Raw genomic sequence first — 14,453 nt, 5'->3', positions numbered from 1 at the left:
ACAGCGATATCCAGAAATTGGCGAAAATTTACACTTTAAAGTGGTCAGATGAGTAGTAAAGTTTCACCAGTTGCAGTAAAATTTTTCACAACTTCCAGTTTCCGAAAAATTTGCACAGGAGCAACGCTATGTCTGATAAGTCCGATATGACTGACTACACGCCGTACACAATGACCCGCATTCTGGCCCGCCGCGCTTTTGTGCTGGCAGCCGGAGTTCTGGCCCTGCCGGTCATGCTTTTCCGTTCAGACCGCGCCCGTTTTTACAGCTATTTACACCGCGTGTGGATGAAAACCAGCGACAAACCGGTCTGGCTGACGCACGCAGAAATGGCCACACAAGATTTCTTTTAATCTGTGAACTGAATCGATTCTTTCTGCATTACCCATTAAACCCCGTTTCCCAAACGGGGTTTTTTTATTGTCCTTTTCAGAAAACCTGTACAACATTATTTTTATGTATAACTTATGCTAAGCTTATACATGAGGGTGATGATCTGCTGACACTCCCATTTCTTCCTTCAACGCCGGGAGCTGACAATGACGAAAACAATTCCTATTGGCATCAGCGCATGCCTGCTGGGTGACAAAGTCCGTTTCGATGGCGGCCATAAACGTTTTGCGTTTGCGGTAGAACAACTCGCGCCTTACGTTCGCTTCGAACCGGTTTGCCCGGAAATGGCGGTTGGCCTGCCGACGCCGCGTCCGGCACTGCGGCTGGTCAGAAAGGACGATGGCATTGCGATGCGTTTCAGTAATGATGAAACCATTGATATCACTGAAAAAATGCAAAATTACGCCGAAATGCGAGCTGCGCCTATGACGCACCTGTGCGGCTATATCGTTTGCGCGAAGTCCCCAAGCTGCGGCATGGAGCGCGTGCGGGTTTACAGCGCCAACGGTAAGGATGCGAAGAAAAGCGGCACCGGGATTTTTACCGCGGAGCTGATGAAACAGCATCCGTGGCTGCCGGTGGAAGAAGACGGCAGGCTCAATGATCCTGTCCTGCGCGAGAATTTTGTTGAACGCGTTTTCACGTTGTTTGAGCTGAATCAGCTGCGCGAAAGCGGCCTGACACGCGGCAAACTGATGGCGTTTCACAGCCGCTACAAACTTTCCCTGCTGGCCCATTCACAGCCGGAATACCGTGAGCTCGGGCGTTTTGTCGCCGCGATGGCGGAATGGGATTCCCTCGATGAATACTTTCTTGAGTACCGCCAGCGTCTGATGAATCTGTTGCAGCACAAAGCCACGCGTCGCAATCACACCAATGTGCTGATGCACGTTCAGGGCTATTTCCGTAAACAGCTGAATTCGTCACAGCGTCAGGAACTGGCGGGGCTGATCGACCGTTATCGTCAGGGCGTGCAGCCGCTGCTCGCGCCCATCACGTTACTGAAACATTACATGTCGGAATATCCCGACGCCTACCTTTCGGGCCAGCGTTATTTTGAGCCCTATCCTGAAGCCTTATGCTTACGATACGGACATTAGAAGGACAGTTATGACCACGCATTTAGTCTGGTTCCGCAACGATCTGCGCATTACCGATAACCGTGCTTTACACGCCGCCTGTGAGGATCCGCAGGCGCGCGTGATCGCGATATTCATTGCCACGCCGGAGCAGTGGAAACAGCACGAGATGGCGCCGCGTCAGGCGACGTTTATCTACCAGCACCTTCAGGCATTACAGCATTCCCTGGCAGAGCGCGGTATTCCGCTGCATTACCATCAGTGTGATGATTTTGCTGACAGCGTGAGCTGGCTGAAAGATTTTTGCGCCAGTGAAAAGGTTGATGCGCTTTTCTATAACAAACAGTATGAAATCAACGAGCGTGAGCGGGATCTGGCGCTGGAAAAAGCGGTCAGCGATACCGTAATGTGCCACGCTTTTGATGACAGCCTGCTGTTGCCACCGGGGTCTGTTACCACCGGTAACGACGAAATGTACAAAGTTTACACGCCGTTCCGACGGGCTTTTTTGGCGCGGCTGACGGAGTCGGACAGCCGTTCCCTGCCTGCGCCGCAGGCGCGTGAAAACGTCGAAAAACCGGCGATGCACAAACTGATGCCGTTTGATTATCCGCTGGCGGCCATCGGCGATGATTTTGCCATCGGCGAGGAAGCCGCCCGCAATCAGCTGCGCAGTTTTTGCCGCGAACAGGTGCAGGATTATCTCGAACAGCGCGACTTGCCGGCCATTGACGGCACCAGCTCGTTGTCGCCGTATCTGGCGATTGGCGTGCTTTCGCCGCGTCAGTGCCTGAACCGTCTGCGCACGGAGTGCCCCGACGTGCTGGAAAAAACCGACGGCGGCGCGTTCGGGTGGCTCAACGAACTGGTGTGGCGCGAGTTTTACCGCCATCTGCTCGTCGCCTGGCCGAAGCTTTGCAAACATCAGCCTTTTGTGGATTGGACTGACGGCGTGCGCTGGCGCGATGCGCCGGACGATTTACAGGCGTGGAAAACCGGCAAAACCGGCTATCCGATTGTGGATGCGGCGATGCGTCAGCTAAATTCCACCGGCTGGATGCACAACCGCCTGCGGATGATTGTCGCCAGTTTTCTGGTGAAAGATTTACTGATCAACTGGCGCGAAGGCGAGCGCTATTTCATGTCGCAACTGCTCGACGGCGACCTTGCCGCCAACAATGGCGGCTGGCAGTGGGGCGCTTCCACCGGTACCGACGCCGCACCGTATTTCCGCATTTTCAACCCGACCACGCAGGGTGAACGGTTTGATAAAGCCGGGCGCTTTATCAAAGCCTGGCTGCCTGAGCTGGCGGATGTGCCGGAACGAGACATTCATCAACCGCATCGTTGGGCTGACAAACAACATCGCGTGCTAGACTACCCGCTGCCGGTTATCGATCACGCCCGTGCCCGTAAGGACACGCTGGCGGCGTTTGAGGCGGCGAAAAAGCGCAGTCAGCCTGAGGGCTGACCTTATCGAGGCTCACCACGACAAGGAGCGATGTGATGAAAAAATATCTGCTGGCGCTGATGATTGGCTGCTGGATTAATCCGGCCGCCGCGGGCTTTGATGTCATCGCCCTTGGGGTGAACGGCGGCGTCGAAGAAGGCAATCTGACGTCGTATCTGGTGCGCAGCGATGACCAGAAACTGTATCTCGGGCTGGATGCCGGGTCGGTTTTACCGGGGATCCGCAAGGCGCTGGAGAAGGGGAATTTCCCTGAGGTGACGGCAGAAAACGCCGCCCCGCTGACGCCGCAGGGCGCGGTTTTCCGTAATCTGATTGGCGGTTATTTTATCAGTCATGGTCATCTCGACCATCTGGCCGGGCTGATTATCAGCTCGCCGGAAGACGCGAAAAAGCCGATTTACGGCACCGCCGACACCATCGGTACACTGCGTCAGCATTACTTCAATGGCCGCGTCTGGCCGAATTTCACGGATTCCGGCAGCGGCCTGCGCATCGGCACGTACCGCCTGAATCTGCAACGCCCGGATCAGCGCTTTTCACTGGGGCTGACCGGCCTTGATGGCCGCATCTTCCCGCTCAACCACGGCGGCACGCCGTCGAGCATGATTCTGGTCAGCCGTAATAAAGAGTCTTTTGCTTTCTTCGGTGATACCGGCCCGGATGAAGTGGAGAAATCGAAAAACCTCGACGCCACCTGGCGCGTGCTCGGCGAAGAGATCAAAGCGAAACGCCTGAAAGGGATGATCATCGAAACGTCTTATCCGGACGGCGTGCCCGACAGCAAACTTTTCGGACATCTGACACCCGACTGGTTGCTCAAAGAACTTGGCTACCTGCAACAATACGCCGGTGGCGAAGGTTCGCTGAACGGGCTGACGGTGATTATCAGCCACGTCAAACCCAGCCTGAAAGCCGGTGCCGATCCCGAAAAAGAGATTATGGCGCAGCTTGAGAAAGGCAATAATCTGGGCGTGAAGTTTGTCCGGATGCAGCAGGGTGACAAACTCGGCCTTTAATTATTTTCCTACATGACAATGAGCCTGATTTTGATTAAAAATCAGGCTCCTGTTCAGCCCGAAATTAATTGAGATTAGTCCGAAGCAATTGTGGAGAAATAAAATTCCCGCAAACGGCGTGTGGACATTAATTATGGACGAAGTGTTAAGGAAGCGTCAGGGCGAATGACAAATCCTGACGGCACGTAAAAATTCCCCGCCGTATTATTTCCTGAGTTTATTTCTCCTACAGAAATGCAAAGCACAGGGAAGAACCGTGAAAAAACAAAACGCAGTTGCCGTCTCATCTCTATTATTAGTGAGCTTATTATCTGGCTGTCAGTCGAATGCCGATCAATATGCGGCTGACGTATTTACCCCCACACAATTAAATTCCCCGCAGGAAACACACACGATAAATATCCTTTCTGTCCTGCCGGCAAAAGTGGCGGTCAGTAATGCGGAGAATCACAACACGGCGGTGATGGTCGGAACGGTGATTGGCGCCATCGCCGGTGCTGTCGCAGGTTACGCGCTGGGTCACGGCGGTGATCTGGCGACAGCCGGCGGAGCCATTGGCGGAGGTACGATTGGTGCGGTTAGCGGTTCAACGGTGAAAACCCAAAATATCGTGGAAGGCGTCAGCCTCAGCTATAAAGACGACACCAAAATTTTCACCTCTGTACAGGTCGGGCGTCCGTGCCAGTTTACTACCGGTCTGGCTGTTATATTTATTACGCAGAAGAATGAAACCCGTATTCAGCCGAACGCAACCTGCCCGGTAAATAAATAAGGGATGAAGATGAAAAATAAAATAGCGCTGTTATTTATTTGTACAATTATTACTCCGGCTGCGGTTTATTCCGCCGATTTACAGCAGCAATTATCCAGTGTGGCGCAGGCTGAAAATCAGGGGCGAGCCGAACAACAGGCGCGCTGGGATGAATATGACGCCCGCGCCGAAGCCTGGTATCAATACCGTGAGGCAGAACGGAATAAGCGTATTGCGGCAGCGAATGCCCGTGCAAGGGCGAAGGAAGCTGAGCGCCTCAAAGATAAACACCGCGACCAGAATTATGAAGACCAGCTGCGGCAACTGAAGATTGATAAACAGAAGCTGGAAGTCGAGCAACTGGCCGCGCGAACGGCGCATGAAAATGAGTTTATCGCGCAGGATCTCAAACAGCAGGCCGCACAGACCGACGTAACGCAGTCGCAGGCCGACGCCAACCGCAATCTCTCGCAGGGAAAACAGGCGCAGATGATCAGCGAAGGTAAAGCGCAGGAGATCAAAGCCGGGAAGTGGTTCAATTAATGCAGAGGTTTGCAGGAAACGCCGCCCTTCAGCGCGCAGGCAGAAGGGCGGCGCAATGTGTTAATCCACCAGCGGGCTCAGCGCCTGCAACAGCGGATCTAAATGGGTATTCATTTTCTGATAAACGTCGGCATTCAGGGCGTTATAAAGCTGATGGTTCTTCCCGTCGGGCGTGAAATGTTCGCCCATCCGCACCATCTTTTCGGTCGCTTTTTCGTAGCTGTCAAAAACACCCGCGGCCATTCCGGCGTTGACCGCGCACCCGACGGCGGCCGAGCCTTTCATCAGATTACGTCGGGTCGGCACCCCAAACACGTCGGCGAAGATTTGCATGAATAAATCACTGTTTGCGCCGCCGCCGGAAATAATCAGGCCTTTGAACGGTACGCCCAGTTCGTCTGCCATCTTATCCATATGATTTTTCATGGTAAACGCGATGCCTTCGAGCATCGAGCGGTACATATGCGCGCGGGTATGGCGTCCGTCAAACCCGATCATCGCGCCTTTACGGAACTCGGCTTCTGACGGCGGTGCCCAGTCGTGAACCGTCAGCAACCCTTCGCAGCCTGCCGGAATTTTCGTCGCTTCACGGTTGAGTAATTCTTCGATGCTCAGGTCTTTCTCCTGCGCATCGGCCAGCGCGGCGGCACCAAACTGGTCGCGGAACCAGCTGATGGTCCACATTCCGCGGCGCACGCCCATACATTCATACAAATAACGCCCAGGAATTGACGCCTGGAACGGCCAGAAGTTTTGCGCATTTTTGACGTTTTCGTGGCCGTGAACCATCGCGCCAATGTAGGTTCCCAACGAAATCAGTGCGATACCCGGCTCCAGCGTGCCAGCGCCCAGCGCCTCGACGGCTTTGTCGTGCGCGGTAGCAATCACCGGGATCCCGGCGGGCAGGCCAATCTGACGCGCGGCTTTTTCACTCAGATAGCCGAGCATCTCACCGGGTTTTACCACATCGAAAACCTGACTGCGGCTCAGGTTGCAGCTTTCCCATTGCGCCGGATCGGTGCTCCAGTCGAGCGTGTCATTGTCCATCGGCCACCAGCCGATGTAATTAGCGCAGGTATCTTTGAATTCGCCGGTCAGGCGGTGAGTGATGTAGCCGGATGTCGTCGTGACATATTTCACCTCGCCGTAGCACTCAAGTGGCTGATAAGGTTTATTCAGGCGCTTATCCATCCAGTTGATCACCGGCCACGCCAGCTCGCCGTTGTCTTTGAGCAGCACGCGGCAGCAGCGGATGACGCACACGCCCATCGCCAGAATCTGGCTCGCGTCGCCGCCCTGCGCGTGGAAGTTGTCCATGACTTTGCCGAAAGCGACTTTCAGGGAATCCCACAGGTCATCGTCCGGGTGTTCAGCCAGCAGCGGCGCGGGGATATCCAGTTTTCGTAACGCCTGTTTGCCTTCGCAGATGACGTTGCCTTCCGTATCGAAAATCACCACTTTTGCACTTTGTGTACCGACATCAACGCCCATCAGATATTTTTTGTTCATTAAAAAGCTGTCCATGTTTAACGCTCCGTTAGATGAATTCCTGTGTTGGCTGCTTTGCGGTCCCGGCCGGAACGGCGTGGCTGCGGATATTTCTGATCAGTAATGCCGTAAAAATGAGCACCATGGCCGTGGCCGTGAGGCCGAGCAACCACATGTTGCGATAGGCCACGGCAGCGGGCAGGGCGTCCTGCCAGTGACCGACCAGCGGATAAACAAACACGTCCGGCAGAAAGCCAATCACTGAGCAAATTCCGACCGTGGTGCCCATGATGTATTTCGGCGTGCGGGCTTCGCCGATGCAGGCAAAATACAACCCGCGCGAGGCGTAACAGGCGAACGCCAGCAGCAGAATAAGGCCGATGCCAATGAAGACGGATGACGGATGCGCGTTGGTTATCAGCAAAACGCCCAGCGTGATAATGCTGACAAGTGACAGCAGCTGAACGGCGCGGGTCGAGGATTTCAGCCGGGTATAAGTGGTGATAATGCCGCCCAGCGGGCCGCACAGCGCGCGGAAAATCTTGTTGATGACGATGCCCATATAGCTGGCGGCGACCAGCGTCATGCCATACATTTCCGTCAGATAGTTGGTGGAATAGCTGAGGATCGCGTAGATGGTGTAAACGCCGAAAATAATCAGACTGCAATACCAGGTGGTACTGATTTTCAGCACCGAAGTGATGTCTTTCAGGCTGAATTTTTGCGTGCCGCTCTCGTCGCTGCGCACCGTAAAACCGTCCTGCACGAAGAACCAGCACAACACGCCCAGCAGGATATAAACGCCGCTGTAAATCAGGATCACGGCTTTCAGGCTGGCCGGATTTTCCGGGGCGAACAGGGAAAACACCCACATCGTAAAGACCGCCAGCGCCATCACGCCGACGCCGCGCAGGCCTTCCATCCAGCCCATGATTTTGCCCTGTTCCTCGTGATTCCCGAGCAACGACGCGGCTTTTATGGAAACGGACCACAGCATTAAAATCGTGGTAATGGCGAACGCCACCTGAATGACGATCATCACCCAGAACGGCGGATAGACGGCCATTAATAAGCCCAGCAGGCCGGTGATGATCATGGCGAAACTCATCATTTTTTTGTGTGAGAATTTATCGGCAATAATTCCGCTGGGTGCATATAAAATAATCGCCGTAATACCGAATGTGCTCATAATTAACCCTATTTCGGTATTGGAAAATCCCATGAACTTTGCCATGGGTATTTGGTAGATATAACGCAAGTAAGCCAGGTCAAAACTGACACCGCCGCTGATACTTATTATTGCCAGCGTCAGCCAGCGACGAAAATTAGAAGATTCCATATTGCTGCCCTGTATTTTTAGCGGATTAAGGCAAAAAAAAAGAGAAAAGCAGACTTCCCCGCAGGAGGGAAGTTACTTTTCTCTTGATCTCTGGTAACTGAGAATAGTAATAGCATGCCGCAATATTAATTTACCGTGAGAAATCTCACAGAATTATTAAACGAGTTTTTTGTGAGTCTGCTCACGGAATCCGGCTAATTAAACATGGTACACCTTAAAGCCAGTTACTAGAGCCGATGAGAAAAGTAGCTTCCCTTTATTTCCGGGGAAGATTGCTTTTCTCTTTTTTTTTGGATTTTTTCAGGTAAGGAGCTTCACCATGTCGTTGAACGCGCTGAATGAGTTTTCACTGGATTTCTTCTCTCTGAAAGGAAAAACGGCCATCGTCACTGGCGGAAACAGTGGTTTGGGCCAGGCCTTTGCGGTCGCACTGGCCAAGGCCGGAGCCAATTTGTTTATTCCGAGTTTCATTATGGACAAAGGTGAAACGCGTGAACTGATTGAATTGCAAGGAAGTCGCGTTGAGTTTATGCAGGTAGACATCACCGAGAAAGGCGCACCGGCGCGTGTGATTGAGCAATGCCTGAAAACCTTCGGCACGGTGGATATTCTGGTCAACAACGCCGGGATCTGTAAGCTCAATAAAGTGCTGGATTTTGGCCGTGAAGACTGGGATCCGATGATTAATATAAATCTGACCGCGGCGTTCGAATTAAGCCATGAAGCCGCGAAAATCATGATCCCGAAAAATGAAGGGAAAATTATCAATATTTGTTCGCTGTTCTCTTATCTGGGCGGGCAATGGTCTCCGGCTTATTCCGCCACCAAACATGCGCTGGCTGGCTTTACCAAAGCGTATTGCGACGAGCTGGGCCAATATAATATTCAGGTCAACGGGATTGCGCCGGGATATTACGCCACCGACATTACGGCTGAAACCCGGAAAAACCCGGTCACCAATCAGCGCGTATTAGATCACATTCCGGCAAACCGCTGGGGAGAAACCCAGGATTTAATGGGGACAATGGTCTTCTTAGCCAGTCGTGCGTCAAATTATGTTAACGGACACCTTGTGGTTGTCGATGGCGGTTATTTAGTCCGTTAATTTTGTTATGCGTATTCAGGGTGGTTCCTGAGTCTGATTTAAATTTACTGAAGAAATAAGGATTATTTATGTCGTTATCCCGTGAAGCCATTGTTGATCACTTAAAAGAGATCGTCGGTCCGGCGCAGGTCATTACCGATGAGGAAGTGCTGAAGAAAAACAGCGTCGATCGCTTTCGTAAATATGCCGATATTCATAACGTTTTCACGCTGCCACTGCCTGCGGCGGTCGTGAAACTGCACAACACGCAGCAGGTATCCGACGTGCTGGCGTTTCTGAATAAACACGAAATTAACTGCGTGCCGCGTACCGGCGCATCAGCCACTGAAGGCGGGCTGGAAACCGTGGTGAAAAACTCGGTGGTGCTCGACGGTTCCGGTCTGAATAAAATCGTCAAAATCGATATCCGCAATATGCAGGCCACGGCGCAGTGCGGCGTGCCGCTGGAAGTGCTGGAAAATCAGCTGCGCGCGCAGGGTTACACCACCGGACATTCGCCGCAGTCCAAGCCGCTGGCGCAGATGGGTGGCCTGGTCGCCACGCGCAGCATCGGGCAGTTTTCCACGCTGTATGGTGCCATTGAAGACATGGTGGTCGGGCTGGAAGCCGTATTCCCGGACGGAAAAATCACGCGCATCAAAAACGTGCCTCGCCGGGCGGCCGGGCCGGATATCCGTCATGTGATTATCGGGAATGAAGGTGCGCTGTGCTATATCACTGAAGTCACGGTGAAAATTTTCAAATACATGCCGGAAAATAATCTGTTCTACGGTTATACGCTGGAAAACATGCAGACCGGTTTCGACATTCTGCGTGAAGTGATGGTTGACGGTTATCGTCCGTCCATTGCCCGCCTGTATGACGCCGAAGACGGCAGCCAGCATTTTACGCATTTCGCCGACGGTAAATGCGTGCTGATCTTCATGGCCGAAGGGACGCCGGGCATTGCGCGGGCGACCGGTGCAGGCATCGAAGGGATTGTGGCGCAGCATCCGGAATGTCAGAAAGTAGACAGCGCGCTCATCGAACGCTGGTTTAACCACCTGAACTGGGGCCCGGAAAAAGTGGCCGCAGAGCGCGAGCAAATCCTGAAAACCAATAACATGGGCTTCACCACGGAAGTCTCCGGCGACTGGTCGAGCATTCACACTATTTATGAAAATGTCATTCGCCGCATTCGCGATGAATTCCCGCACGCGGACGATATCACCATGCTCGGCGGTCACTCCTCACACAGCTACATCAACGGCACCAACATGTATTTTGTCTACGATTACAACGTGATGGACTGCAAGCCGGAAGAAGAAATTAACAAGTACCACAATCCGCTGAACAAAATTATTGTCGAGGAAACCATTAAGCAGGGCGGCTCGATGGTGCATCACCACGGCATCGGCAAACACCGCACGCACTGGACCAAAGATGAGCACGGCAGCGCCTATTACATTCTCAAAGCGCTGAAAGATGTTTACGATCCGAAAGGGATCATGAATGCGGGCACAATTTATCCGATTGAAAAGTAGTTACTTTTGCCTTCCCCTCTCACGGGGGGAAGGCCGGAACGGGCCGCCGGTTTTACGTCCCTGATTCGACACGGAGCGCAACATGGCCGCAGATAAAACGGTTCAGGTCAGTATGGATGACATCCCGCTCAACGCCTTTCACATCAAAATGGCCGGGCTGACGTTCGGCGCGCATCTGACAGACGGTTATGTGCTCGGCATGATTGGTTTTGCGCTGGTTCAGCTCACGCCGCAAATGCAGCTGACGCCGTTCTGGCAGGGGCTGATCGGCAGTTCCGCGCTGTTTGGCCTGTTTATCGGCAGCCTGGTTCTGGGATGGTTATCCGATCATATTGGCCGCCAGAAAATCTTTAATTACAGCTTTATTATCATCACGCTGGCCTCTGTGGGTCAGTTTTTTGTCCAGACGCCGGAACAGTTGTTCTGGTTGCGTGTGCTGGTGGGTATCGGGCTGGGCGGTGATTATTCCGTCGGGCACACCATGCTGGCGGAGTTTTCCCCGCGTAAACACCGGGGCATTTTGCTCGGTTCTTTCAGCGTGATCTGGACGCTCGGCTACGTCAGCGCCACGCTGACCGGCCATCTGATGGCCGATTTCGGCCCGGACGCCTGGCGCTGGCTTCTGGCCTCCTCGGCGATCCCGGCGGTTCTGATTATGTTGCTGCGCATCGGCACGCCGGAATCCCCGCGCTGGCTGATGCAAAAAGGGCAATTCGCGGCAGCGCATCGCGTCGTGCTGCGCTGTTTTGGCCCGAACGTCACGCTCAATGATGAGATCGCCGTGGCGACCTCACATCATCTTAAAACCCTTTTTTCGGCCAGATACTGGCGGCGGACGGCGTTTAACAGCCTGTTCTTTGTCTGCCTGGTGGTGCCGTATTTTGCGATTTATACATTTTTGCCCGCCATTATCGCCCTCATTGGCCTGACGCCCGGCCTGCGCACGGATTTGCTTCTCAATACTTTGCTGGTGGTGGGATCGCTGGCCGGAATTGGCCTGACGGTGACCTGCTCCCGACGCGGCTTTCTGATTGGCTCGTTCCTTTTGCTGACGTTTTGTCTGGCGGTGATGAGCGTACTTCCTGAAGGTTACGCCGGATTAACGCTCTTTCTGTTTGCTCTGTTCACACTGGCTATTTCAGCGGTCAGCAATCTGGTCGGCGTGTTTCCGGCTGAGAGTTTCCCCACCGATATCCGCTCGCTGGGCGTCGGATTTGCGACGTCGATGAGCCGTTTTGGTTCGGCTATCGGCACCGGTTTACTGCCGGTTTCCGTGCTGACGCTGGGGATCCAAAACACCACGTTGCTGCTGGCGGGAATATTGCTGCTGGGCGCGGTCATTTCGATTCTCTGGGCACCGGAAACCAAAGGCATGACGCTGGTCGGCGCGTCGTCGGTCAGCGCGTCTTCACCGCTTACCGTGGCGAAACAAGGAAATGGCCTGTGAATATTGTTGTGTGCGTAAAAGTGGAACCGGATTTATCAATGCTTTCTGCCAGCGACTGGCAGGCGGCTGAGCGCGGCGACATTCCCTATGATTTCGCCCGCTGGCAGCTGAGCGGATTTGACCAGAGCGCGGCAGAAATGGCCCTGAACCTGGCGGAAGCCTGCCTGACATTGCTCAACGTTGGCGGCGAACAGATCACGCCGGTGCTGAAAACGTTGCTGGCGCTGGATTTTCAGCGCGCGGTGCGCATTGATGCAATGTCTGAGGATCTGCGTTTTCATCCCGATGCCATCGCTGCGCTGATTGCCGGTTTCCAACATCAGGACGAAAAAGCCGGGGTGATTATTTTAGGCCCGCAGAGCAGTGAAGGGCAGAACCGGCAAACCGGGCCGCTGCTGGCGGAAATGCTGGGCTGGCCGTGCATCACGCAGGTTTGCGATATCGGGCGCACTGAAGACCCGACGTTGTTGCGCGTCGTCAGGAAAACGCCGGAAGCGGTGCAAACACTCACTGTGCGGCTGCCGGTGGTGCTGGTCGCCGGGCAGGCTGCGCAGGATCGCCTGTTGCGAATTCCGACGCTGAAACAAAAACTGGCGGCGGCGCGCAAACCTCTTGATGTCCTGCGGGCAGCATCGCTCGCGAAATTACCGCCGGTGCCGATCGTTACGCTGGCTCTGAAAAATTCGCGGCGCGGCGCAATGATCATTGAAGGCGGCAGCCCTGCGGATAAAGCCCGGACGCTGTATACCGGTTATCTGAAATCGCGGGGGAACCGATGAACATCGCTATTATTCTGGATTGCCGCCAGCGGGGATTTTTGTCTCAGGCGCAGATGCAAAATGATTTTCTTCGCGCGAACCCGGTGTTGTCCGGTTCCGCCGAGTTGTGGTTGCTGTATGACGCAGATAAGCCGGACGCGTTACCACAAATGGCCTGCGATATCCGGCATGTCGTCTGGATTTCACTTCCCGAAAACGGCCTGGCGGAACCGGCGCTTGAGGCTCTGATGGCGCTGTTTGAGCAGCGTCCGGCAGAACTTTTACTGTGCGCAAGCGGTGAAGCAGCGGACGAACTGGCCACGCGGCTGGCGTACCGGATCGGTGGTGTCAGCGGAACCGGTGTCGCCGAAATCGAAAAAAGTGAAACGCACTGGAGCGTCGTAAAACCCGCGTACGGCAGCCGGATGCGGGCGACGCTCACGCTGAACGGTTCCCCGCTGTGTATCTCAGTGGCAGCAACGGGAGGGAAACCCGCACAAACCGCGCCGGTTCACGCGCAACAAACGGATTTTTCGCCGCCGCTTGCGCCAGCCAGCTGGCTGGTGGATTTTCAGCAGGAAACGCGGCCAGCGGCTAACGGTTTGCATAATGCCTCCGCTGTTCTGGTCATCGGGCAGGGCGCGGGCAGCGCGGAACAAGTGCGGCGGCTGGAGGCATTCGCCCGGCAAATCCACGCGGAGCCGGGATGCAGCCGTCCGGTGGCGATGAATGCCTGGTGCGATATGTCGCGGATGGTGGGGATTTCCGGCGTGGTCGCGGCGCCCGATGTGTGCATCGTGGCCGGCGCATCAGGCGCCGCGGCGCTGATGGCAGGCATTGATCGCAGTGAATTTATCGTGGCAATCAATACCGACCCGCATGCCGCGATTTTTGCGCAGGCGGACGTCGGTATTGTGGACGATATGGACGATGTTTTGTCTGCGCTCGCCGCCTGTTATTCCTGCACCAGCGTTTAGAATTTCAGCTGCCATACGCCGGTGTTGGTGGTGGAAACCGCCACCGCACCGGCGTTCAGCGCGCTGGTCGCATCTTCTAAATCACACACCAGCCCGCCGGCAATAATCGGCAAATCGATTTTCTCCGATACCCAGCCCAGCACTTTCGGCATGCAGCCCGGCAAGATTTCCACACAATCCGGGTTCGACTGCGCCACCTGTTTATCGATGTTGTGAAATGAAATCGAGTCGAGCAGGAACATCCGGTGAATACCAAAAAATCCCTGCGCTTTCGCGGCTTTGATCATCGAGGCTTTGGTGCTGATGATGCCATCTGCCGTGGTGACGATTTTCAGAAAATTAATCACGATCTCTTTATTGGACGTACCGTCCAGCAGATCGACGTGGATAAACGCGTATTTTTCAGCCTTTTTGATCCGCTGAACAATCGCACCGATATTGCAGATATTCCCGTACAGCACCGAGATTATTTTGCAGTCCGACAGCAGGGCGGCGTTCAGGCTTTCAGTGTCTTTCACTGCGGCGATGACCGGGTGTTGATTCAATAATTGCAAAATAGACAC

14 protein-coding genes are annotated in these 14,453 nt (G+C 54.3%); 11 read left to right on the top strand and 3 right to left on the bottom strand.

Annotated elements, in window-relative coordinates:
- Window positions 1-146 precede the first annotated feature (146 nt).
- From IV433_RS10765 to IV433_RS10740, 6 genes are all read left to right on the top strand, one after another.
- Entirely contained in the window at window positions 147-353 is a 207-nt protein-coding gene (locus IV433_RS10765) for a YbfA family protein (RefSeq protein WP_195814336.1), read from the top strand.
- 186 nt (window positions 354-539) lie between these two features.
- The gene (locus tag IV433_RS10760) at window positions 540-1,493 is read left to right on the top strand and encodes a YbgA family protein (protein ID WP_195814191.1); all 954 of its coding nucleotides are present in this window, start codon (window positions 540-542) and stop codon (window positions 1,491-1,493) included.
- A 10-nt stretch (window positions 1,494-1,503) separates the two neighbouring features.
- Window positions 1,504-2,943 carry a deoxyribodipyrimidine photo-lyase gene (gene phrB / locus IV433_RS10755; protein WP_195814190.1) on the top strand — a complete coding sequence of 480 codons (1,440 nt, stop codon included), beginning with the start codon at window positions 1,504-1,506 and terminating at the stop codon, window positions 2,941-2,943.
- Window positions 2,944-2,978: 35 nt separating this feature from the next.
- Window positions 2,979-3,959 (top strand): MBL fold metallo-hydrolase, encoded by a 981-nt coding sequence (locus IV433_RS10750; RefSeq protein WP_195814189.1) that lies wholly within the window; start codon window positions 2,979-2,981, stop codon window positions 3,957-3,959.
- Between the two features lie 256 nt (window positions 3,960-4,215).
- The gene (locus IV433_RS10745; protein WP_195814188.1) at window positions 4,216-4,731 is read left to right on the top strand and encodes a hypothetical protein; all 516 of its coding nucleotides are present in this window, start codon (window positions 4,216-4,218) and stop codon (window positions 4,729-4,731) included.
- Window positions 4,732-4,740: 9 nt separating this feature from the next.
- The gene (locus IV433_RS10740) at window positions 4,741-5,253 is read left to right on the top strand and encodes a DUF5384 family protein (protein ID WP_195814187.1); all 513 of its coding nucleotides are present in this window, start codon (window positions 4,741-4,743) and stop codon (window positions 5,251-5,253) included.
- Window positions 5,254-5,313: 60 nt separating this feature from the next.
- Here the strand turns inward: IV433_RS10740 and IV433_RS10735 are convergent, their stop codons facing one another.
- Window positions 5,314-6,777 (bottom strand): FGGY-family carbohydrate kinase, encoded by a 1,464-nt coding sequence (locus tag IV433_RS10735; RefSeq protein ID WP_229893320.1) that lies wholly within the window; start codon window positions 6,775-6,777, stop codon window positions 5,314-5,316.
- Between the two features lie 13 nt (window positions 6,778-6,790).
- Window positions 6,791-8,080, bottom strand: coding sequence for an MFS transporter (locus tag IV433_RS10730; RefSeq protein WP_195814186.1), 1,290 nt, complete (start codon window positions 8,078-8,080; stop codon window positions 6,791-6,793).
- A gap of 319 nt (window positions 8,081-8,399) precedes the next feature.
- Between IV433_RS10730 and IV433_RS10725 the strand changes: the two genes are divergently transcribed.
- The 5 genes from IV433_RS10725 to IV433_RS10705 all read left to right on the top strand — a co-directional run bounded on the left by IV433_RS10725 (window position 8,400) and on the right by IV433_RS10705 (window position 13,890).
- On the top strand, window positions 8,400-9,185 hold the full coding sequence (locus IV433_RS10725) for an SDR family oxidoreductase (protein ID WP_195814185.1): 786 nt from the start codon (window positions 8,400-8,402) through the stop codon (window positions 9,183-9,185).
- A 68-nt stretch (window positions 9,186-9,253) separates the two neighbouring features.
- Entirely contained in the window at window positions 9,254-10,708 is a 1,455-nt protein-coding gene (locus IV433_RS10720) for an FAD-binding oxidoreductase (RefSeq protein WP_165059451.1), read from the top strand.
- A gap of 82 nt (window positions 10,709-10,790) precedes the next feature.
- Entirely contained in the window at window positions 10,791-12,155 is a 1,365-nt protein-coding gene (locus tag IV433_RS10715) for an MFS transporter (RefSeq protein WP_195814184.1), read from the top strand.
- A complete protein-coding gene (locus tag IV433_RS10710) occupies window positions 12,152-12,934 on the top strand; it encodes an electron transfer flavoprotein subunit beta/FixA family protein (RefSeq protein WP_195814183.1) in 783 nt (260 codons plus the stop codon). The genes IV433_RS10715 and IV433_RS10710 overlap by 4 nt, the downstream gene beginning before the upstream one ends.
- Window positions 12,931-13,890: an electron transfer flavoprotein subunit alpha/FixB family protein gene (locus IV433_RS10705; RefSeq protein WP_195814182.1), complete on the top strand. Its 960-nt coding sequence runs from the start codon at window positions 12,931-12,933 to the stop codon at window positions 13,888-13,890. Before IV433_RS10710 ends, IV433_RS10705 begins: the two co-directional genes overlap by 4 nt.
- Here IV433_RS10705 and IV433_RS10700 read toward each other — a convergent pair.
- Window positions 13,887-14,453 (bottom strand): glycerol-3-phosphate responsive antiterminator, encoded by a 567-nt coding sequence (locus IV433_RS10700; protein ID WP_101075745.1) that lies wholly within the window; start codon window positions 14,451-14,453, stop codon window positions 13,887-13,889. The genes IV433_RS10705 and IV433_RS10700 overlap by 4 nt on opposite strands.

It is taken from the genome of Rahnella laticis, assembly GCF_015644585.1.
GTDB lineage: Bacteria > Pseudomonadota > Gammaproteobacteria > Enterobacterales > Enterobacteriaceae > Rahnella > Rahnella laticis.
This window is presented reverse-complemented; position numbering and strand designations above follow the sequence as displayed.

Bases quoted from the DNA above. Each gene is read 5' to 3' on its own strand.
- IV433_RS10765 (WP_195814336.1), top strand. From the start codon at position 147: ATGACTGACTACACGCCGTACACAATGACCCGCATTCTGGCCCGCCGC.
- IV433_RS10760 (WP_195814191.1), top strand. From the start codon at position 540: ATGACGAAAACAATTCCTATTGGCATCAGCGCATGCCTGCTGGGTGAC.
- phrB (WP_195814190.1), top strand. From the start codon at position 1,504: ATGACCACGCATTTAGTCTGGTTCCGCAACGATCTGCGCATTACCGAT.
- IV433_RS10750 (WP_195814189.1), top strand. From the start codon at position 2,979: ATGAAAAAATATCTGCTGGCGCTGATGATTGGCTGCTGGATTAATCCG.
- IV433_RS10740 (WP_195814187.1), top strand. From the start codon at position 4,741: ATGAAAAATAAAATAGCGCTGTTATTTATTTGTACAATTATTACTCCG.
- IV433_RS10735 (WP_229893320.1), bottom strand. From the start codon at position 6,777: ATGGACAGCTTTTTAATGAACAAAAAATATCTGATGGGCGTTGATGTC.
- IV433_RS10730 (WP_195814186.1), bottom strand. From the start codon at position 8,080: ATGGAATCTTCTAATTTTCGTCGCTGGCTGACGCTGGCAATAATAAGT.
- IV433_RS10725 (WP_195814185.1), top strand. From the start codon at position 8,400: ATGTCGTTGAACGCGCTGAATGAGTTTTCACTGGATTTCTTCTCTCTG.
- IV433_RS10720 (WP_165059451.1), top strand. From the start codon at position 9,254: ATGTCGTTATCCCGTGAAGCCATTGTTGATCACTTAAAAGAGATCGTC.
- IV433_RS10715 (WP_195814184.1), top strand. From the start codon at position 10,791: ATGGCCGCAGATAAAACGGTTCAGGTCAGTATGGATGACATCCCGCTC.
- IV433_RS10705 (WP_195814182.1), top strand. From the start codon at position 12,931: ATGAACATCGCTATTATTCTGGATTGCCGCCAGCGGGGATTTTTGTCT.